The following is a 20,452-nucleotide window of genomic DNA, read 5'->3' as shown; positions in this document are numbered from 1 at the left end:
TAGCAGATTGCTTTTCTTGGCAAAAATGAGTATTCTGAAAGTATCGTAATTTTAAGATACTGGGGGAAGTTACCATGACTACTTTATATATTATTCGTCACGGTCAAAGTCAAGCCAATGCCAAGGGAATCTTGCAAGGCAGTCACATTGATACGCCTTTAACAGCTAAGGGACGACAACAAGCACAGCTGGTTAGTTCCCAACTTAAACGGCAACGACTGCAATTTGATCTCGTATATGCCAGTCCTTTGCTGCGAGCAGCGCAAACGGCAGCCATTATTGCTCCAAAATCAGTTACTGTTTTTGACAGCCGCCTGAAAGAGTTCGATTATGGTCTTTGGGATGGCGAACTGGAAAAAACGATCTGGAAAAAATTCCCGGATTGTTTCGATCTACGCCATAATTTATTACCGGGAACATCCGAAATTAATCATGGCGATAATTTTGAACAAGTTACTTTTAGACTGCAGCAGTTGTTTGCCGAGTTAGTTAATCGGCATCCCCAAAAAAAGATTTTAATTGCCAGTCATGGTTTTACCATCAAATTGATGATGAACGCCGTTTTAGGCATTAACCGACTCTCCAGTTTAAATGAGCCAACTAACGCTGGTCTGACCAAAATTGAGTTAACACCGCAAACACAAACCGTTTATTATTTTAATCGCGATTTAACTGCGGCAAATTAGTTTTCAATAACATGTGATTATTGGAATTTCACTAAGCAAACGCGAAAAAAGAAACTGCGCAAAGTCTAGTTCTTGCGTAGCTTCTTTTTTTTGAAAAAATCTTTATTAACGTGAGCAAAACATACTACTTTATTTGAATTCACGTGCTATCTGGCGGACTGATACACCTTGATTATCAGCTTCTTGGATAACCTGCTTGATTTGCAGATCACTGAATAGATTAGGGTCAACGCCTTCTTTGATAAGGTCTTGTCGAGCTTGTTTTACCTGCTTAGTCGTAATTTTTTTCAAATTACTTGCAGCAGCTGTACTTGTACTCCCAGGTAGAAAATCGGTTGCTGATGAATCAGTTGCCGAAACACCACTGTCAACATGGTAGCCTAGTTTAGTTAAAATTCGGTTATTATAAGTCTGCAATTTTTTGGCTTTTTCATAAACATTTTGATAATAAGGTTTATTTATACTGCCATAACCTAAAATTACAGCTAATTTAGTATTAGAAGCTGTATATTCATAATTAGTCGATAAAATTTTAGCCCGATCGTACGCATGCTCAAACAATGGTAATTCCCGCAAAACTTCTTGTAATTCAGCTTGTTTTGCAGAAGCCCGGCTGACTAAAAGCTGCATTCCATTTTGCTGTTCAGCAACTTGTTGAAACTTCTTTTGAGCTGCTTGCAGTTTCTTCTTGTCAACATCTTTCATTCCTTGACGATATAATTTCACTTGTTTCAAATAGATTTGAGCTGTTTGACCATTCTTTTTCTTCTTCAACGCATTTTCCAAATCGATTTGAGCTGTTTGATATGCCTGATTATTAATGGCTGATTCTGCTTGATTAAGCGATTCTTGATAATATTGCATATTTTCAACGTGTTTTGTATAACCATAACCAATAAAAATTACGGCAATGATCAATGTGATCATAAACCAAGTACGTTTTCTCATAATTTATACCTCCGTGCTGGCTTTCAGCTAATATTATAGCATTTTTTAGGGAGTCACACGCCTCAGGCTAAAAACTACGATCAGCAAGAAGCATCTAACACTGACCGCACAACCGACTGCCAACTTCCTAGGCCCACAGTGATCCGTTGAAATACACATTCCTAATTAATATCATTATAGACAATGTATAATGCAAATCAAATATAAACATATTTCTCAGTAATAAACGAATTTGACATTGCTAGTCCAAAGCAGTCAAAAAAATAATTCACTACTTAAAAAAAATCCCTTCTTAGTACTATTTTTTAGCTATTGTTTTAAAAATACGGCTAGATAATCATTATCAGTTGACCTGTCTAGCTAAAAAAAGTTAAAATAAAAAATACGATTTCATCTAATAATACGAGGAGTGCAAAATATGAATACCACCTTTTTAACCGATATCATTAATCAATATGGCTACCTTGGTATTATTTTTTTAATCGCCATTGAAAATATTTTCCCACCGATCCCCTCAGAAGTTGTCTTAGCATTTACCGGTTTTGCAACCCTAACAACTTCCCTGAAAGTCTTTCCAAGTATCTTAGCAGCTACTTTTGGAGCAGTTATCGGAGCCCTGATTCTTTACGCCGTAGGTCGACTATTATCAGTACCGCGATTGGAAAAATTAATTGCTGGGCGTTGGGGTAAAATCTTACATTTAAAACCTGCCGATCTTGAAAAAGCAGCTAATTTTTTTAAGCGTTATGGCGGCCAAGCTGTTTTTTTTGGACGGTTTGTACCAGTAGTACGCAGTCTAATTTCATTACCGGCTGGGATGGCTGAATATTCTTTCAGTCGCTTTATTATCTTCACAACCTGTGGAACGTTAATCTGGAATACTGCCTTAATTTGGTTAGGTCGTCTAGCTGGTCATGCTTGGCCGCATTTTGTTAATTTATTTGAAACTTATGGTAAATTTGCTCTCTTATTAATTGCAGCTGGTTTGATTGGTTACTGGCTGTTCAGACGAGCGAAAAAAGCAAAATAAATTTTAGCTTGTGCTGAAAATTAAAAAACGGCTGGCTTAAACATTATTGTTTAGTCAGCCATAATTATTTATATTATCATTTTGCAGAATTTGCTAAATTTAAGATGCTTTTAAAATTTTTAAACATTATGTAGCCCGCCCCTATCAAAAAAATACGGGCACCAGTCGAAAAAGTAATTTTATTCACCGAATTCATCAAGTTAAGGTAGTCACTTTTGGCAATAAACACCAAATTTATCGCAATAAAAACCAGTGTAATGTAAATCACTGGATTTATTTTGCCTAAGAAAATACTAATAAGTAGAATCGTTAGTGGGATAAACACTAAAAAAAGCGCCCAAAAACTTGCTCCCTCAAAAATCAATTGATACCCTGTAAAAATTTTGCTTTGTGGATCAATCAGGTCGCTTTCCTTAACTTCATAAAAATTACCTGCAATTAATGAAAATAACATAATCAGTGAACCAATTATTTCATCCTTATCCCTCAACCTAATTTTTCCTCCGTAAAAATCATTTTCTTTTTATTTGTTTCAAATAAACTTTCTCCACATCTTCGATTACTTTGGCGCGTCTTTTAGCTATGATAGTTTTAGCCATTCTTTTTTGATTCTTCTTATTGCCATGATTGATTATTCTCTTTAATTCATCATTATTTAGCTGATTAAGTTTAATAAATGTTATTTTTTTCGTTATTAAACATGCTGTCAGCGTTACTACAAGCAATAAAAATGTTAAAATCACTTTGACTTTTTTTCCTTCCTACCGATTAAGCTATTCAAACTTCACTGCAATTGATCAGGTTTTCCCCAAAAGAATCCTTGCTGTAGCTTCCCACCACTATGCCAAACTTGCTGAGCCATCTCTTTGGTGCTAACTCCCTCTACTACAAATTCAATATTGTTTTCTTCCGCAATTGAGCTCCAAAACTTTACCAACAGATTTTGTGAAGCTGGTTTTAACGAATAAAATGGCAAAAGTGAAAGTTTTATTCTACTAACACCATTCAAGTTTTTTAAAACAAAAGCCAACGTATTTTGACCGGTGCCGACATCATCAAATGCCCATTGATATTCAAGTTTTTTTAATGCAAATAAAAAATTTTCAAAATCTTTAATCTTGCTAGGAGTTATTGGGTGTTCTGTAATCTCAATTCGTAAATTTTTGCAACTACTTCTCACTGCTTCTAAAAAATTAATTGTTGATGAATATATGCATTGTTGTGGTGCTAAATTTATCCAAATGTCCTTATCAGATTTTATTTGGTTAATTTTGGTAAACATCGACTCCAAAAAAAGCTTATTTGTTTCATTATTTTTGATCATTGAACAAAATTCTTTTTGGGGAAAACCAGCTGTGTCAGTTGATCTTAACAGTGCTTCAAAATTGATGACTTCACTGTCTTCTTGTTTTTTTAGATTGATGATGGGTTGGTATACTAAAAACAAATTATTTAATATCTTCTGTATGTTATTTTTTTCCAATGCTTTCTCCTGTAAAAATGTTTTCAATTAGGGTAAACCCTAAATAAAACACGCTTACAGCAAAAATAGTTTCTATCAATATATATATATTGATAGAAACTATTTTAAAATTAAAAGCATATACAATCTAATTTTCAAAAATTGAATTTTAATTCAAAAAAAGGATAAAAATATATTATAATTGACAGTCTCTTACTGTAGATATAGTATTTATTATGTGCTATTTAGAGTTTACCCTAAACAAAATACAACAAATGCAGTATATATATTCAAAATAAAAATTTTGGAGGATGATTTATATGAAGTTTGGTTATATTAGGGTATCCTCAAAAGAGCAGAACTTAGCTAGGCAAATTGAGCGTCTAAATAAAGTACCCGTTGACAAAATATATTCTGAAAAAATATCTGGTAAAAGTATCACTGAGAGAAGCGAACTTTTAAAATTAATGAAAACCATAAAAAAAGACGATGTTGTGTACGTTACCAGCTTGGATCGTTTAGGCAGAGATGCCAATGATCTAACAAAAATAATTCAGTTCATTCAACAACGAGGAGCTTCCATACAGAGTTTAGATTTACCAGATTTTTCTAATATCCCCGATGCAAATCTACGAAATATGTTAACAGATATTCTCATCACTGTTTTTAAATTTCAAGCTCAAAGCGAACGAGAAATGATAAGAGAACGCCAAAGAGAAGGTATCGCTTTGGCAAAAAAACGCGGTGTTTATAAAGGACGACCAATTTTGTATAGCGCTACTTCTGCTAATAAAAAAAGGCGCAATATTTACTTTGCTGTAAAAAAGGAACTGGCAATGGGAAAACCAATTCGCTTTTTAGCCAGTAAGTATCAAATCAGTGTTGGCACCGTTTGCAGAATAAAAAAAGAATGCAATTAGTCAAGAGCTCACGTACGATTGTAATCTATATATTCTAAAACAAACTGGAATGTTGCAGACTAGTAAATCTAGCCTAAAACATTCCAGTTTATTATTTATACCCCTAACGACAAATATGTTTTAATTAACTAATAGCCTTATTCTGCTACTAAGAAAATCAATTTTCAAACTTATTTTCCGACATTTTTGCCTCGCTGTTTTCCAAGATAGTAAATCACTACTAATAGCATCAATAATAAAATTCCAGCTAATACAATTAATGGATAATTAATTTTGTTGCTATCGTTATTGTTAGCTGTCTTTTGACTAATTTGTGAAACGCGCGTTGTAACAAGAAAATCGCGCTTAAATTCCCATTTACGCTTTCCTGAGTTCATTTTCAAAACTAGCATATACTTTCCTTTAGCCAACGGTTTTTTTAATCGAATATGATAATTAAAATAACTCAAAGGCGCCATTTCCATATTTGAATTAGTTTGCTTTAAAATTTTTTTATGCTGATCCTTAGTATATACCTTTGCCTTAAGCTGTAACTGACCAAAATAAGTTGGCGTTAAATTAGCGATTTTGGCTAAAATAACTGGTTCTCCCACAACGGACTTAGCAACCACTTTTTCTAAATTCAGCTTCGTATGAATAATCTGCTCGTTCTCTTGCAAAATAACAGGAATAACATAAGAGACTTTACTTTGATATCCCATAATCGCTTTTTTCCCATCACTGCTAACATCAGCCTTGCTAGCTCCGCCTCGCTGCGAAACATAAAATCCCCCAACAAAAACTCCTTTAAAAGTTTCAGTCGGAATCCTTATTGTATATTCTTTTTGAATAGTCTGATGCGGAGCAAGTGTAACCATCCTAGTACCAGAAACCATTGAATTAAATTTTAACTTGCCGAAATAACGATTTCCTAGTTGCTTTAAGTTATACTGTACAATTCCATTATCTCCCGTAAAAGCCGTATTAGGAGAAACTTTAAACTCCTGTGTTTGGTTACTATGATTAGAAAAAATGAGTCTGACATTTATCACTTGCTTTGGTTCAACATCTTTTTCAATTGAAGATGGACTGCTTTTTTCGTCAACACTAACCGAAAAACTCGCTTTGGCTGCCAACACATGCACATTGGTAAAACTCAGCAGACCTAAAAAGACACCCCCTAGAATCAACAATAAAACTAAAAGGTATCTGAAATTAACATTATATGCTTTCATAATATTATTGTGCAGCTGGAGTAGTAGTCGAACTTGAAGTACTGCTGCCGCCAATAGTTCCTGTATTCCCTGTTAGAGTCCAAGTAATTGTTCCATTATAAGTTGCACCAAAAACTTGTTTATCCGTTCCAAGCGTAATTGCAGTTTTACTTAAAGATGTAGTAGTTGTTCCTTCATTTGTTCCTGAGCCAACGACAACGCTTGTTGTACCATCAGGAGTAACTTTATCTGTACCATCAAAAGTCATTGAAGCTACATCTAGGGTATTAGTTTTACCATCACCACCTGTATAAGTTAACTTTGTGGGAACTGCGGATAGTGACCAACTAGTGTCCGTACCATACCCTTGATCGTCAGTTGTTTCTAGAGTTGTACTGCTAGCAGAATTCGAAACTGTTAAATTAGTTCCATTAGCAATATCATCGACCTTACTATTAAAAGTAATATCAGGGGCGCTAGTAATTGATAATGTACCTGCTGCTACATCTACACCTGTATTACTTGTCCCACTTTGGGTCCCTGTAGTGGCAGCATCAGCTGTAAAACTTGTAAAGCCTATCATTAAACCAGTAACTGCTAATATAGATATTAGTGTTTTTTTATTCATAAATCCATCTTCCTTTCATATGGTATATAATGATTTATACCATTAAAGCAGGGATTGTTCAACTAGTACATTAATAGCTATATGCATTATAATTCATATTTTTGCATTAATATAATTAGCATTTTGGTTGTGTTAAATTAGATAAATTCATGTGTTGAAAGTTTCTTACTTATTATAAGTTATGATAATGATAATTTTTTAGTTATGAATATTTGATAATTAACTGCACAAAAAAAAGCTGTCCATTCTAATTACAGATAGACAGCTTATTGAGAGATACACTACACATTCTCTAATAAATATATTCCCGCGTCATAGGTAAATCCTTGCCGCTTGGTCCTTTAGAAATCAAATACTGAATACAATCAATATTTCCTGATTCAAAAGATGCTGCGCAAGCTTGCAAATATAGATCCCACATTCGGACAAATTTCTCACCCATTTTGGCTTGGATTTCTGTTCGATGTTCATTAAAATTACGATCCCAGTGTTCTAGAGTATGCTGATAATGACGCCGTAACGTCTCTAAATCAAAAACCTGCATGCCGGCTGTAATAATATGCTGCAAGTTTTCTGTTAAACCAGGAACATAGCCACCCGGGAAAATATACTGGTTAATCCACCCGTTGTAAGCACCACCTTGTTGCCGCGTAATGCCATGAATCAAAGCAACCCCATCATTGTTCAAATATTTAGCGATCGTATTAAAATAGGTAGCCAAATTCTCTGAACCAACATGTTCAAACATGCCAACACTGGTAATATAATCAAAAGGTTCTGCTTTCAGTTCGCGGTAATCTTCTAAATAAACCCGCGCGTGATCTTCTAACCCTTCATCTTTAATTTTTTGCTGAACAAACTTATATTGTTCTTCACTTAAAGTGATGCCACTAACATCCAAATGATATTCTTTAGCTGCTGTCAGCATTAACGTTCCCCAACCGCAACCAATATCCAACAATCGTTTACCAGGCTGCGGATGCAATTTTTTAATGATATGATGAACTTTATTTAATTGTGCTTGTTCCAATGTATCGTCCGGGTGCTCAAAATAGGCACAAGAATATGTCATTGTTGAATCCAGCCACAATTTATAAAAGTCATTACCCAAATCATAATGCTTTTGCACATCATATTTGCTATGTTTCTCTGAATGAGATTGTTTCGGCAAAAATCGCTTTAATTTACTATCATGGAAAAAGCTGCCGGCTGAAACATAGGCAGCATAGATTAACTTTTGAATCGAACCATCAATTTCAATTCGTCCATCCATATAAGCTTCACCTAAAGCAATTGATGCATTTCGGGTTATATCTTTAACTGGAATTGCTTCTTTAAAAGTAATCGTTGCTTCCGGTTCGCCATCACCATACTGTTCAGCTTTCCCATCCCAATAAATTACTTTTACAGGAATATTAAATGACTTACTTAAAAGCGTTTTATAAAATAACTTATCGATCATTATTCATCCGTCCTTTACTTTCATTTTGCATATAAAAGTATTCTATCACTTTTATATTATCTTGTCTGAGTTCCCAATTTTCCACCCAGCAAAAAAGCTGTCGTCAAATTCGACAACAGCTTTTAATTTTTATTTTTTAAAGCGCTAAAGCAAAAGTCAGCAATGTTACTGCGACTAAGCCTAAAACAACTGCCAATCCCATCGAGCGTGTTCGATAAGCCACCGCGATTACAATTATAGCCGCTAAAATCTTAGCTAAGTTTCCAATCCCCGTAAAAGTGTAGCCATGATTAGCATCAATGAAGATATCTTTAACTACCAGTGCCGTAAACAATGACACCGGTACATATTTCATCCATTCATTAAACCATACTGGAATTTTACGTGTCGAAAAAATTCTGAGCGGAATAAAACGTGGGCCAAAAGCTACCAGCATTGACAAAATAATTAACACAAAATGTTCCGTAGTTTTTGCTGCCATAATTAATTATCTCCTGACTTGCTGATAACTTTCCGACTGGCTTTTGGTTTGATTTTATGTAACAATACTCCTCTTTGATGACCATGCTTAACTAAATAATCTTCCATAGCAAAGCCGAACAATGAAGCAATAATCGTTGATACAACCAATCCCATAGTACTTTTTAATAACCCCATAAAAATAATTGCTAAAATTCCAGCAAAAAAGCTAACTAAAATCGTTAAACGATTAGCTACCTGCATAACAATCATATAGAGGAACAGCGAGGTTAAAGCAAAATCAACAATTTCCAAATCAACTGTCAATAAATTACCAATCAAACTGCCGACAACATTTGCTATCGTCCAAAAAAGCAATGAATAGTGTTCAACCATCAATGCATCTTGCGGTCTCCAAGCTTTGTCTGTAGCAAACTTTAAATAATTGACTGCATAGTTTTCATCATTTAATGAAATCGCAAAAAAGTATAAAAACTTTTTGCTGGTATTATGCAAATATTGTGAAATACTGGAACCCAACAAAGCGTAACGTAATTCAAGAAAAAACAACATAATCAAAATCGTATGCAATGGTGCATTGACTGTCAACATTGAAGCAATCAAGAATTGTGCACCACCAGAAAAAACTAAAATCGAAGCCAGCCCTGTCAAAACCGTATTGAATCCAGCAACGTTCAATAATATTCCGCAAGCTAATCCAATCGGCACATAACTTAAACATAAGGGCAACGCTACTTTCAAAACCTCTAACCAGCGTGGTTCATCTTTTTTCACGAAAAAGCCTCCAAAAAGTATTAAAAGTTCCCGCAAGGTCGATTATAACATACCAACGGGTAGTTTAAGGAAATTTTTAAGCTCTCAATTTGCCTTTTTATTTTCAATTTTAAAATCAATTTGCTGCTAAAAACGCAAAATTCACCATAATTATTGCTGCTTTAATTCAAAATGCGAACGTGTCAAAACCATGTAATCCTTTTCTATGAAAATAACAATTAAAAATCATTAAATATCCATAATTTTATTCGGATTATCAAAAAATAAATTTAACCAATTATTACCTGTTCGGTTGGATATTCATAATTGAAATCTTGTTCCCTTTTTGAAACAAATAACAATAACATGTAGAGCATCCCCACTCGACCAATAAACATCAAAACAATTATCACCCATTTGCCGACAACACTTAACCCAGCAGTTATCCCCATTGACAATCCTGTAGTACCAAAAGCAGCTGCAACTTCAAATATTAACGAGATCAAAGAAAAATGCTCCGTAATTGATAAAATCAAAACTGCTCCCATACACAGCAGCATTGATAAATTAGTTACAACTATTGCTTTTTGAATATCACTTTGGCTGATTCGTCGCCCAAAAATATTAACATTGCGCCGTCCACGAATAAAGGCCGCTAAATACAGCAATAAAATTCCTATTGTGGTCGTTCGAACACCACCACCAACCGAACTAGGGCTGGCGCCGATAAACATTAATAATGAGAAAATCAAGAGGGTGCTGGTCTGAAAAGACTTTAATGACTCCAACTGCAAACCGGCATTGCGCGTTGAGGCACTGTAAAACATTGCAGTCATTAATTTACCAGGCCATGATTCGTTAGCCAATTGGCCTCTAAATTCTGTCAAAAAAATCAGTACTGTTCCAACAATAAAAAAGATTATTGCAAAAAGTAATGCTAATTTAGAAAATAGGGAAAATTTGAAATGCATTTTCTGTGGATGATGAAATTTGTAAAAAATCCATTGTTGAAATTCTACCAACACCGGAAACCCAATTCCGCCCAACATAATCAAAAACATAATTGTCAACAAGAAAATATAATTATGTCGAAAAGGTGCCAATGAATTGCCTGTAATATCAAAACCAGCATTGGTAACAGCTGAAATTGAAATGTAAAAGCCATTAAAGATTGCTTCTTTTAAATGACTGATTCCATTTTGATAAGTGAAATAAATTGAAAATAACATTCCAAAAAAGAGCTGCAGCAAAACCATTAAAATAAAAACCGAATATGACAAACGAACTGTGCCACTTAAACGTGGTTGGTTCATATCAACTTGAATCAACTGCCGCTGCTGTAAGGATATTTTCCGGCCACTGAGAATCATTATTACGGTTGCCAGCATTGTTACACCGAAACCGCCAATTTGGAACAAAAATTCTAATAAAATAATGCCGGCATGATTGTAAACTTGACTAAGGGGAAAAGTTGTTAGTCCGGTAACACTAATTGTTGAAACGGACATAAAAAAAGAATCCAGTAAACCAACGTGCGCTCCCGGTTTTAAAAAAATCGGCAAATTCAATAAAAAAAAAGTAAGTAAGATCAGAATCAGATAAGCACTGACGACGAGTTGAATTGGTGTAGCTTCTGTTTTCACCTTTGTCTTCAGTTTGCTTAAAAAATGCATAATCATTACTCACTTTCTACTGAATTAATTGATCAGTTTTAATTTCGTATAACTGATAACAACTTTTTGTTTCAATTCTTGAGCTGTGTTCGATTGGCTAAACTCAGAATCAAAATCAATAATAGCAGAATTCTTTAATTGTTTTTCAACGACACCTTGAAAATGGTGCCGGTGAAAAATAAAAGCAACGTGGGTATCTCGTTTAAATGGTTTACCTAACTTACTAACCTCAATGACACTGTTTTTGCCATTCCCCTTGGCTGTTTCACTCATGCTGTTTTCCTCCTTACGAAAGCGACAACAAACTGTTTACCAACAGCTTACTTTAAACCAGACCCGATTAATAAAAAGTTGGCAACAACTTCGCCAGCTGTCTGTAGTTTCATTATAACTCATTTTAGCTTTGAATGACTAGCTGAAGCTGGTTCAACAAACTTAATGATTTACTTTAAGCAATTTTTTTGGTAGACTCAAATTATCATAAGAACAAGCTGGGGTGCCTGCGGGCTGAGAAATACCCATGAACCTGATCTGGATAATGCCAGCGGAGGGAGCTTTTTATTAAAAACCGTCGAGCAAACTACTGGCATACTCTTTTTGAGTATGCTGTTTTTGTTTCCAAGAATCCCCAGTGTGTTCAACAAAGGGAGAGTTTCGCTATGCAAACCGTTAAAAATAACAAACGCTGGTCTTTAAGAGATGTAATTTTCTTAGCCATTATCGCCATTTTCTTTGGAATCATTTACCAATTATGGAGTTATGCCTATTATGCTCTGGCTGCAACTCCGCTAAAACCTTACGCTAACGATCTAACCTTGGGTGTATGGATTATGGCTGGGCCGCTGGCGGGTGTCTTATTGCGCAAAGTTGGAGCCTCGGTAGTTGGTGAAATGCTGGCTTCAGCTGTTGAAATGCTACTTTTTTCGAGTTGGGGAGCATCAACTTTATTATCTGGTTTTATTCAAGGAATCGGTAATGAGTTAGGCTTTGCTTGCACTGGTTATCGTAATTGGAGTAAAACCGGATTAACTTTTTCAGCAATTGGAGCTACAATTGTAACTTTTATTTGGGATTTATTCCAAAGCGGCTATAGTCAATACAGCTTGGGATTATTAATTACTCTTTTCATTATCCGTTTAATTTCAATCGGTTTTTTTGCTGGTGTTTTAGTTTATTGGATTCAACAGCTGACCGCTAAGACAGGATTGATCAAATAAATGACCGTATTAAGTGCAGATCAGCTGACTTTTAGTTATGACGACCAAAAGCCAGCTGTTTTTAAGAAACTTGATTTTAAAATTGAAAATGGAACCTTTGGCTTGCTGACCGGCCCTTCCGGTTGTGGAAAATCTACCCTCTTCAAATTATTAGCGGGACTTTATCCACAATATGGTGGTCAATTACTGACTGGCAAGGTTACTTTGGATGGGCAAAACATTGCTGAAATTGTACCATTTGCACGAGCAGGCAAAGTTGCGATGCTGTTTCAAAATCCCAGCCGTCAATTTGCAATGCGCACCGTACAAGAACAGTTACAATTCGCCCTAGAAAATCTGCAACTTTCGCCGATTGAAATTCGCCAACGAATTTCAGCCGCTTTAACAGAACTCAAGTTAGAAAAATTTCGTTCACGGCAACTTACCACGCTATCTGGTGGTGAGCAGCAGCGAATTGCCTTAGCAACTATCTTAGCAATGGACAGTGAGATTATTTTACTGGATGAGCCCTTCGCTAACGTTGATCCGCACGGTCGGCAGCAGCTATTGGCAGATCTAAAAAAATTGCAGCAAACACGACACAAAACTATTTTAATTGCTGACCACGATCCTAGCGGTTATGCAGGAATTGCTGATCGATTATACCATCTAAGTGTCCATGCTGAACAAATTGAACGTTTACCATTAAAAAACCTACAGTTGGCAGCAACAACTAATGTTGCCGTAAATTATCAGTCTTTAAATAAGGGAAGCCTTGCTTGGCAGCAGTTGCAATTGGCAATCGGTCCGCGAAAATTACTGACCGGTAGTAACTTTACTTTACCGGAAGGCCAACTTGGGTTGCTATCTGGAGCAAATGGTACCGGCAAATCAACACTATTTGCCGCAATATGTCAACAACATGATTATCAAGGCAGCATTACTTTTCAACAAAAATCGGCCCAGAAATTCAAACTTAAGCGTTGGGCTGATTTAGTGGGCATTGTCTTTCAAAATAGCAGTGACCAATTTATCAGCCTGAAAGCTGCTTCAGAAATCAACCTTTCAGCTAAAGCTTCTCATCATCCAGAATATTGGACGCAAACTCGCATCGATCAGGCAATTACCAGTTTGAATTTAAAAAATGTTTTGGATCAAGTCTGTTATCAACTATCTGGTGGTCAGCAAAAAAAATTGCAACTGCTGAGTATGTTGGTTATGGCCCCACCGGTATTATTATTAGATGAACCATTTGCCGGATTAGATGCTGAATCACTAGCTGCCGCTTTAGCTTTGATCAAACAAGCAACAAAAGCTTTACAGCTCAGTATCCTGATCATTTCTCATCAGCGATTAGGGGTCGTCGAAACGATGGATTATGAACTACAGCTTAGCCAGCAGCAACTAACTTTACTGCAAAAGGACGGTGAGCAAAAAGATGCCTAAAAAAAAGCATTTATTAAATACCGCCGTAATGACCGTCATTATGCTTGGTATCGGATTGCCACTTTCTTTTTCTTTAAGCGTTAAATTAAATCTCTTAATCTGTCTGCTGGCTATTTTTTACTTAATAGCTTGTCGGGTATCATTTAAAACAGCCATAATCGTATTATTAGTCGCCTTCCCGCTGGCACTAGGTAGCTGGTGGTCTTTTTTAGTCTTTGGTACTGGCGATCGCTGGCACACAGCTTGGATCTATGGTACACGTGTGTATGCTTACTTACTGCTGGGAATGACAGTTACCATGACGACCAGTGTCAAAGAATTGCTGTTTAGCTTAGAAGAACATTTACACCTTTCGGCAACTTTTGTCTATGGTCTGCTGGCTGCCTTCAATTTACTGGGACGGATTAAACAGGAATATCGACAAATTCAATATTCAGCTTTAATTCGTGGCCAAGTTTACCACTTGTGGCAGCCCGGTCTGTATCTCCGAATTATTTTAACCGCCCTTAACTGGTCTGGTGATTTAGCTGAAGCAATGACTTCTCAAGGTTTCTCTGAAGGTGAGCCCCGAACTCAAATGCAACATGATCCTCTGCCTGTTTGGCAATGGGGACTGGCAGTTATTTTGATTCTAAGTTACTGTTGGGCTGCATTCATTATTCGTCCATGGTAACTTGCAACTGATTCTCACTATAAAAAATAGGCTCAGAAAATGAAAACATTTTCTAGGCCTGTTTTGCTTTATAAAGCTTTACTCAAGTGCTGCCCCATTAGTTTCGATAACGTGTTTGATCCATTGATAAGATTTTTTAGGTGTTCTTGTTAATGATCCATGTCCTTCATCATCCATATCGACATAAACAAAACCATATCTTTTTTTCATTTCACCAGTAGACAGCGAAACCAAATCAATTGGTGCCCACATAGTATACCCAAGACAAGGGACATGATCAATATTAATCGCATCAGCCATTGCTGATAAGTGCTGCTGGAAATATTCAATCCGATAATCATCTTCAACATATCCATTTTCATCAGCCTGATCAATCGCACCAATTCCATTTTCGACAATAAAAATCGGTTTTTGAATTCGATCATAAATTTCATTCATGCAATAGCGCAGCCCCAAAGGATCAACCGGCCAGCCCCAAGGAGTTTTATCAAGATAAGGATTAGCACTGCCGCCAACATTAAACCAGCCATCACCTTTTTTAGTTATATTTGAACGATAATAACTAAATGCAATATAATCCAACTGACCTGTCTTTAAAATTTCTTTATCGGCAGGGTCGATGGTGATTTTTTCAAATCCATGTCGCTGCCAAAGCTCTTCAGCATAATTAGGATAATATCCCCGTCCCATAACATCAATAAAATACCAATTTTCTCTGCGTTCTTGCAAATGATGAAACATATCTTCTGGTTTGCAGGTAGCCGGATACAGTTCACTCATGGCAAACATTGCTCCAAAACTTCCACCCGGAACCAATTTATGCCCTAATTTAACCGTTTTGGCAGAAGCCACAAACATATTGTGTGCCGCTTGATATCTTGCTTGACCGTCTGCTTTTCGTACCCCAGTAGGACCAAAACCGCGAACAGCATTAATTTCATTAAATGTTAACCAATATCGACAACGATCTCCAAAATATTCAAATAATGTTTTGGCATATTTAACATAAGCATCAATCACTTTGCGTGAAGCCCAACCATTGTACTTCAATACCAGATTCATCGGCAATTCATCATGGCAAATTGTAATTAAGGGTTCCATGCCATACTTTTTCATTTCATTAATTACATCATCATAAAACTTTAAACCAGCTTGATTGGGTTCATTTTCTTCTCCAGTTGGAAAAATCCGACTCCAACAAATCGAAAAGCGAAAAATATTAAATCCCATCCCAGCCATTAATTTAATATCTTCTTTATAATGATGATAAAAATCAACCGCTTGATGGCTCGGGTAATATTGATCAGCTAAAAAAACTGGTTCAACATCAGCTGGAACATCATCAGCTAAAATAAATGAACTTCTGGGAGTAATCACTTTCCCATTAGGTAATTTCAACGTATGGTGACGTGGATTGGCTTGCGAGCCATTTGTTTCAAAATCACGCGATAAAAGTCCACGACCACCTTCATTAAATCCACCTTCATATTGAAAATCTGCTGTTGCGCCGCCCCATAAAAAATTGGTAGGAAAACTCTTTGCTGTCTTCAAAATAACAACTCCCCTTCTATTTCTAATTCAATAGTGCACCGGTTTTTACAACTCCATCAGTTTTTAAATTAACTTTCTGACCTTTAGCATCTGTAATAACCAATATCGTTGTTAAATCATAGCCTGCCTGTTTTATTTTATCTCGATCTACTCTAACAAGTGGTTGCCCAGCTCTGACCTTTTGATCTTGTTTAACTAAAACATCAAAACCATCTCCCTTTAAATTAACGGTATTAATCCCTATATGCACTAATAATTCAACTCCTGTATTTGTCAAGATTCCAAATGCGTGCCCGGTTGGAAATACTGATACTAAAGTTCCGTTTGCCGGTGAACAAATAACATCATCTTTCAATTCAAAAGCTACGCCATCTCCTAAAACTTTACTAGCAAATGTTTCATCCTTAACATTATCCAATTTTAGTAACTTACTATCGCTAACAGCTACAATTGCATCATCAGGATATGTTTTCTTCACTGGTTCTGTAATCTTTTTCGGTGAGTTTTCTTCAATCCCCAATACAAAAGTAACTATCGTTGAAGTAATAATCGCTGCAATAATGGCTATTACCATCCCTATAACTGTTTTTTGAAAAATAGGTAACGCTAATAAATTAGAATATCCCATCACATAAGCTCTTGCGCCTAATAAACTGGCAACTACTCCACCGACAAATCCTCCCGCCATAACGCCATACATTGGTCGGCGATATTTTAAATTAACACCATAAATTGCGGGCTCAGTAACTCCAGCTACAATACACCCGATAGCTAATGAAATACACTCACTTCTAAATTGAGTATTTTTAGTTCGTAAAGCGACACCTAAGTTTGCTCCACCTTCAGACATATTATGCAAAATAAATGCTGGTCTTAAAATTGCATCATAGCCTGGATTGCTAAGTAATTGTGTCATAAATGGTGCTAGAGCTGTATGCATTCCTGCCATTACCATCCATGGCAAAGCTGCAGCTAATAAACCGACCGCTAATGGGCCAACTGTACTATTCAAAAACATAAAGAAATTAGCAATGTATTGACCAAGCAAATTTCCAACTGGTCCAAGTATCAAATAACCTAACGAGCCACTAACGAAAATTGTTCCCATACCTACAAAAACCGAGCGAAACATCCCCGGGACAATTTTGTTTAAATATTTTTCTGCATAATAGGCCACAATCGCAATCAATAAGGCTGGTAAAAGTGTCGTGCCATAGTCTAACAATTTAACGTTGATTCCAAATAAGGTTACATGTTTAGCCGTTTCTGTTACCAAAGTAGTATAGTTACCGTGCAGCAAAGATGCGGTAGCAACCATAGCATAAACTGGTGTCCCTCCTAATTTTGTAGCTGCTCCATAGGCCACAATAATTGGCATAAAATAAAAAGGAGCATCAGCAATTGCCGATAATAGTAAATAGGATGAACTTTTTGCAAACGAGGGATCCATGAAAGTTACGGCTAATAGTAAAACAACCTTTAGCATGCCACCTGCAATTAAACCAGGAATTAATGGCGTTACAGATGCAGAAATAAACCCAATAAATTTCGATCCTAAGTTTTTCCAAGTTAAAGGTTCTTTCTTTTTAGACAAATCATCAAGATTTTCATTAACAATGCTGCCTGTTTTAATATCAAAATTCTTAGTTATTGCTTCATATGTAGGAATCAGATGCTTCCCCAAAATAACCATGTATTGTTCCCCAGCATATACAACACCAATGACTCCTTCTAGATTTTCTAATGATTCTTTATTTGCCTTACTAACATCCTTAAGGTTAAATCTGAGTCGAGTCATACAATGACTAACACTTTCAATATTATTAATACCCCCAACATTGCTAACAATCTTTGATGCCAGTTCCTGATAATCCATACATAATTCTCCTCTTTTCTGATAATTTTGTCAATTGTAATTGAGACTTTTGCCAAAAAGAGTATATCATTTTATAGAAAGCGCTGTCAATAATTAATTGAAAAATAACTTTGACTAAATCTCCACAACGAATTAAAGTTAACTTATCAACTATGCAGCGAGGAATTTTTATGAATATTATCAACGCCATTCAACAAAAAACTAGCCATTTTTCAAAATCTGAATTGAAAGTAAGCGACTATATTTTAAAATACCCTGAACACGTGGAAACTTTTACGATCACTAAACTTGCTGATCGAGCTGGTACTTCTACTTCCGCGGTATTAAGATTCTGTCAATCTTTAGGTTTTAACGGCTACAAGGAATTCCGCTTTGAGATGATTAATTATTTACGAAATAACCGCCATCATGCTGATCCACGTGACATGCAATCTATTTTTCTTAACGATTATACTAAAATCATCGAACAATTATCTCAGTTGGATTCCAAATTGATGAAACAATTAGAAAAAGCTCTTATGGCTCCTACCATGAACTATTTACTTGGAGTGCATTTTTCCGCGTTACCTGCCAAAGAACTCTTTCTTGGCTTAGAGGATTTGGGAATTTTGTCATTATACGCAAACGATTATATTAATGCTGCTCATCTAACGAATACTATTTCTGATGATGCGACCCTTGTTTTATTCTCAATTAGTGGAAATAAAAGTAACTTCAGTCACTTATTAACGGCTATTGATAACAATATGCCCCAAAATTCATTTTTAATTACCATGAACCCTAAAGCGGCGCTGATGGCAAACTTTAAGCACAGTATCGTCTTGCCTGGCAGCAGTTTCTCTAACCGTTCAGTAGTTGATGCCCAAGCTGTCCCGATTTTATTCGTTGAACTTTTATTAAATTTAATTCATGAGCAACAATAACCTAATCACCAGTCAGCTTGATACCGCTAATTTTCAAAAATTTGCAAAAAATAAAAAGAGGTCGGAGGAAAATTCTCCAGCCTCTTTTATTTTTTTATATTTCGCTGCCATTGCTTTGAATGACTTTTTGATACCAATAGAATGAATCCTTGCGAATTCGTTGTAGACTGCCGTTTCCCTGATCATCAAGATCGACATAGATAAAACCATATCGTTTGCTCATCTGACCAGTTGAAGCACTGACAAGGTCAATACAGCCCCATGGCGTGTATCCCATTAAGTCAACACCATCAGTTACCGCTCCTGCCATTGCCTGAATATGCTGGCGTAAATAATCAATCCGGTAATCATCATGGACTTTACCATCAGCCGTCAACTCATCAATGGCTCCTAAACCATTTTCAACTACGAATAATGGTTTTTGATAGCGATCATATAATTGATTTAAAGCAATTCGCAAACCAGTAGGATCAATCTGCCAGCCCCAGTCGCTAGTCTGCAAGAAAGGATTGCTGACTCCGCCAATCAGGTTTCCAGCTGATTTAGCAGCATCTTGATGAGTAATATCTGTTACTGTAGACATATAATAACTGAACCCAATATAATCAACCGGATTCTCTTTCAAAAGCTGCAAATCTTCTGTTGTGATTTCAAGATCTTGCGGGTTGACTTGATGGTCATGCAGCATCCGTGCAGTTGATGAGGGATACTTACCTCTAACTTGGACATCTGCACAGAAGAAGTTGAAATCTTGCATTTGCTGCAAATTAGCTAATTGATTTTTGGGATCAGCATCATAGGCATAACTTGTTGCATACAAAATCATACAACCAATTTGCAGATCCGGATTCAATTGATGGCCAATTTTTACGGCTAAGGCACTTGCAACAAATTGATTATGCCAAGCTTGAACAACATTGGTAAAGTCCTGCGAACCACTGCTTGGAACTAACCCTTGACTCATCACCGGAAAATGAAAAGCTGAGTTGATCTCATTAAAAGTCATCCAATAATGAACTTTTTGGTAATATCGTTCCAAAACTACTTTTGCAAAACGTTCATAGAAAGTTATTAACTGTCGATTCTTCCAACCACCGTATTTTTTAGCCAGATTCAATGGCAATTCGTAATGTGAAATTGTAATTACTGGCTGGATTTTGTATTTCAAACATTCATCAATCAACTGATCATAAAACTTCAAACCAGCTTCATTTGGCGTAGTTTCATCACCCTGCGGAAAAATTCTTGACCAAGCAATTGAGAAACGATAACATTTAAAACCCATCTCAGCAAATAACTTAATATCTTCTTTAAAACGCTGATAATGTTCAATCCCGCGATGGTTCGGATAATGATACTTATCTTCGTCTATTTGCCATGCAAAATCTGGTTGGCTGGCAATTGCAAACCGCTGCTTGCCGCCGGGTAAAGCATCAGCAATCGAAGGCCCTTTGCCATCTTGGTTCCAGGCTCCTTCTAACTGATTGGCAGCTGTTGCTCCGCCCCACAAAAAATCTTTTGCAAATACTGGTGATGATTTAAAATCAAACAT

The 20,452-nt window shown here is 36.1% G+C and carries 21 protein-coding genes and 1 riboswitch; of the genes, 7 read left to right on the top strand and 14 right to left on the bottom strand.

The features are described from left to right. Window positions 1–74: 74 nt before the first annotated feature. Window positions 75–686 carry a histidine phosphatase family protein gene (locus FC89_RS07215; protein WP_057871873.1) on the top strand — a complete coding sequence of 204 codons (612 nt, stop codon included), beginning with the start codon at window positions 75–77 and terminating at the stop codon, window positions 684–686. A 129-nt stretch (window positions 687–815) separates the two neighbouring features. On the opposite strand, the gene FC89_RS07210 is transcribed toward FC89_RS07215, so the two are convergent. Continuing rightward, window positions 816–1,634 (bottom strand): hypothetical protein, encoded by an 819-nt coding sequence (locus FC89_RS07210; protein WP_057871872.1) that lies wholly within the window; start codon window positions 1,632–1,634, stop codon window positions 816–818. A 418-nt stretch (window positions 1,635–2,052) separates the two neighbouring features. On the opposite strand from FC89_RS07210, the gene FC89_RS07205 reads away from it, so the two are divergent. Continuing rightward, a complete protein-coding gene (locus FC89_RS07205) occupies window positions 2,053–2,664 on the top strand; it encodes a DedA family protein (RefSeq protein ID WP_057871871.1) in 612 nt (203 codons plus the stop codon). Window positions 2,665–2,740: 76 nt separating this feature from the next. On the opposite strand, the gene FC89_RS07200 is transcribed toward FC89_RS07205, so the two are convergent. Genes FC89_RS07200 through FC89_RS07190 form a run of 3 tightly spaced genes read right to left on the bottom strand, consistent with a single transcriptional unit; the run spans window position 2,741 to window position 4,174 of the window. After that, window positions 2,741–3,154 carry a hypothetical protein gene (locus FC89_RS07200; protein WP_057871870.1) on the bottom strand — a complete coding sequence of 138 codons (414 nt, stop codon included), beginning with the start codon at window positions 3,152–3,154 and terminating at the stop codon, window positions 2,741–2,743. Between the two features lie 22 nt (window positions 3,155–3,176). Further along, on the bottom strand, window positions 3,177–3,407 hold the full coding sequence (locus FC89_RS07195; protein WP_057871869.1) for a hypothetical protein: 231 nt from the start codon (window positions 3,405–3,407) through the stop codon (window positions 3,177–3,179). A gap of 41 nt (window positions 3,408–3,448) precedes the next feature. Beyond that, window positions 3,449–4,174 (bottom strand): EAL domain-containing protein, encoded by a 726-nt coding sequence (locus FC89_RS07190; protein WP_083485440.1) that lies wholly within the window; start codon window positions 4,172–4,174, stop codon window positions 3,449–3,451. 272 nt (window positions 4,175–4,446) lie between these two features. On the opposite strand from FC89_RS07190, the gene FC89_RS07185 reads away from it, so the two are divergent. Then, the gene (locus tag FC89_RS07185) at window positions 4,447–5,046 is read left to right on the top strand and encodes a recombinase family protein (RefSeq protein ID WP_057871867.1); all 600 of its coding nucleotides are present in this window, start codon (window positions 4,447–4,449) and stop codon (window positions 5,044–5,046) included. 170 nt (window positions 5,047–5,216) lie between these two features. Here the strand turns inward: FC89_RS07185 and FC89_RS07180 are convergent, their stop codons facing one another. The 7 genes from FC89_RS07180 to FC89_RS07150 form a co-directional block, all read right to left on the bottom strand. Beyond that, window positions 5,217–6,314: a DUF3324 domain-containing protein gene (locus FC89_RS07180; RefSeq protein ID WP_157060681.1), complete on the bottom strand. Its 1,098-nt coding sequence runs from the start codon at window positions 6,312–6,314 to the stop codon at window positions 5,217–5,219. After that, the gene (locus tag FC89_RS07175) at window positions 6,265–6,867 is read right to left on the bottom strand and encodes a hypothetical protein (RefSeq protein WP_057871865.1); all 603 of its coding nucleotides are present in this window, start codon (window positions 6,865–6,867) and stop codon (window positions 6,265–6,267) included. Before FC89_RS07175 ends, FC89_RS07180 begins: the two co-directional genes overlap by 50 nt. Window positions 6,868–7,159: 292 nt before the next feature. Beyond that, complete coding sequence (locus FC89_RS07170) at window positions 7,160–8,329, bottom strand: SAM-dependent methyltransferase (protein WP_057871864.1); 1,170 nt, start codon at window positions 8,327–8,329, stop codon at window positions 7,160–7,162. A gap of 136 nt (window positions 8,330–8,465) precedes the next feature. After that, a complete protein-coding gene (locus FC89_RS07165) occupies window positions 8,466–8,810 on the bottom strand; it encodes an AzlD domain-containing protein (protein WP_057871863.1) in 345 nt (114 codons plus the stop codon). Between the two features lie 2 nt (window positions 8,811–8,812). After that, on the bottom strand, window positions 8,813–9,583 hold the full coding sequence (locus FC89_RS07160; RefSeq protein WP_057871862.1) for an AzlC family ABC transporter permease: 771 nt from the start codon (window positions 9,581–9,583) through the stop codon (window positions 8,813–8,815). Between the two features lie 269 nt (window positions 9,584–9,852). Next, a complete protein-coding gene (locus FC89_RS07155; RefSeq protein ID WP_057871861.1) occupies window positions 9,853–11,235 on the bottom strand; it encodes a potassium transporter TrkG in 1,383 nt (460 codons plus the stop codon). 24 nt (window positions 11,236–11,259) lie between these two features. Then, window positions 11,260–11,508 (bottom strand): hypothetical protein, encoded by a 249-nt coding sequence (locus tag FC89_RS07150; RefSeq protein WP_057871860.1) that lies wholly within the window; start codon window positions 11,506–11,508, stop codon window positions 11,260–11,262. Window positions 11,509–11,717: 209 nt separating this feature from the next. Continuing rightward, a riboswitch (TPP riboswitch) is annotated at window positions 11,718–11,805 on the top strand. Between the two features lie 89 nt (window positions 11,806–11,894). Between FC89_RS07150 and FC89_RS07145 the strand changes: the two genes are divergently transcribed. The 3 genes from FC89_RS07145 to FC89_RS07135 are packed head-to-tail and all read left to right on the top strand — an operon-like array spanning window position 11,895 to window position 14,550. Further along, complete coding sequence (locus tag FC89_RS07145; RefSeq protein ID WP_057871859.1) at window positions 11,895–12,452, top strand: ECF transporter S component; 558 nt, start codon at window positions 11,895–11,897, stop codon at window positions 12,450–12,452. After that, window positions 12,453–13,877: an ABC transporter ATP-binding protein gene (locus FC89_RS07140; RefSeq protein WP_057871858.1), complete on the top strand. Its 1,425-nt coding sequence runs from the start codon at window positions 12,453–12,455 to the stop codon at window positions 13,875–13,877. It begins immediately after the preceding gene. Continuing rightward, window positions 13,870–14,550, top strand: a complete 681-nt coding sequence (locus tag FC89_RS07135) for an energy-coupling factor transporter transmembrane component T family protein (protein WP_057871857.1) — start codon at window positions 13,870–13,872, stop codon at window positions 14,548–14,550. Before FC89_RS07140 ends, FC89_RS07135 begins: the two co-directional genes overlap by 8 nt. 78 nt (window positions 14,551–14,628) lie before the next feature. On the opposite strand, the gene FC89_RS07130 is transcribed toward FC89_RS07135, so the two are convergent. Together FC89_RS07130 and FC89_RS07125 are read right to left on the bottom strand one after the other, a co-directional pair. Beyond that, a complete protein-coding gene (locus FC89_RS07130) occupies window positions 14,629–16,101 on the bottom strand; it encodes a glycoside hydrolase family 1 protein (protein WP_057871856.1) in 1,473 nt (490 codons plus the stop codon). A gap of 22 nt (window positions 16,102–16,123) precedes the next feature. Next, on the bottom strand, window positions 16,124–17,977 hold the full coding sequence (locus tag FC89_RS07125) for a glucose PTS transporter subunit IIA (RefSeq protein WP_057871855.1): 1,854 nt from the start codon (window positions 17,975–17,977) through the stop codon (window positions 16,124–16,126). A 170-nt stretch (window positions 17,978–18,147) separates the two neighbouring features. Between FC89_RS07125 and FC89_RS07120 the strand changes: the two genes are divergently transcribed. Continuing rightward, window positions 18,148–18,900: a MurR/RpiR family transcriptional regulator gene (locus tag FC89_RS07120; protein WP_057871854.1), complete on the top strand. Its 753-nt coding sequence runs from the start codon at window positions 18,148–18,150 to the stop codon at window positions 18,898–18,900. Between the two features lie 94 nt (window positions 18,901–18,994). Here FC89_RS07120 and FC89_RS07115 read toward each other — a convergent pair whose 3' ends face one another. Next, complete coding sequence (locus FC89_RS07115; RefSeq protein WP_057871853.1) at window positions 18,995–20,452, bottom strand: glycoside hydrolase family 1 protein; 1,458 nt, start codon at window positions 20,450–20,452, stop codon at window positions 18,995–18,997.

Source organism: Liquorilactobacillus ghanensis DSM 18630 (assembly GCF_001435235.1).
Classification (GTDB): Bacteria; Bacillota; Bacilli; order Lactobacillales; family Lactobacillaceae; genus Liquorilactobacillus; species Liquorilactobacillus ghanensis.
Note: the sequence above shows the minus strand (reverse complement) of the source record. Positions and strands in the feature narration are given on the sequence as shown.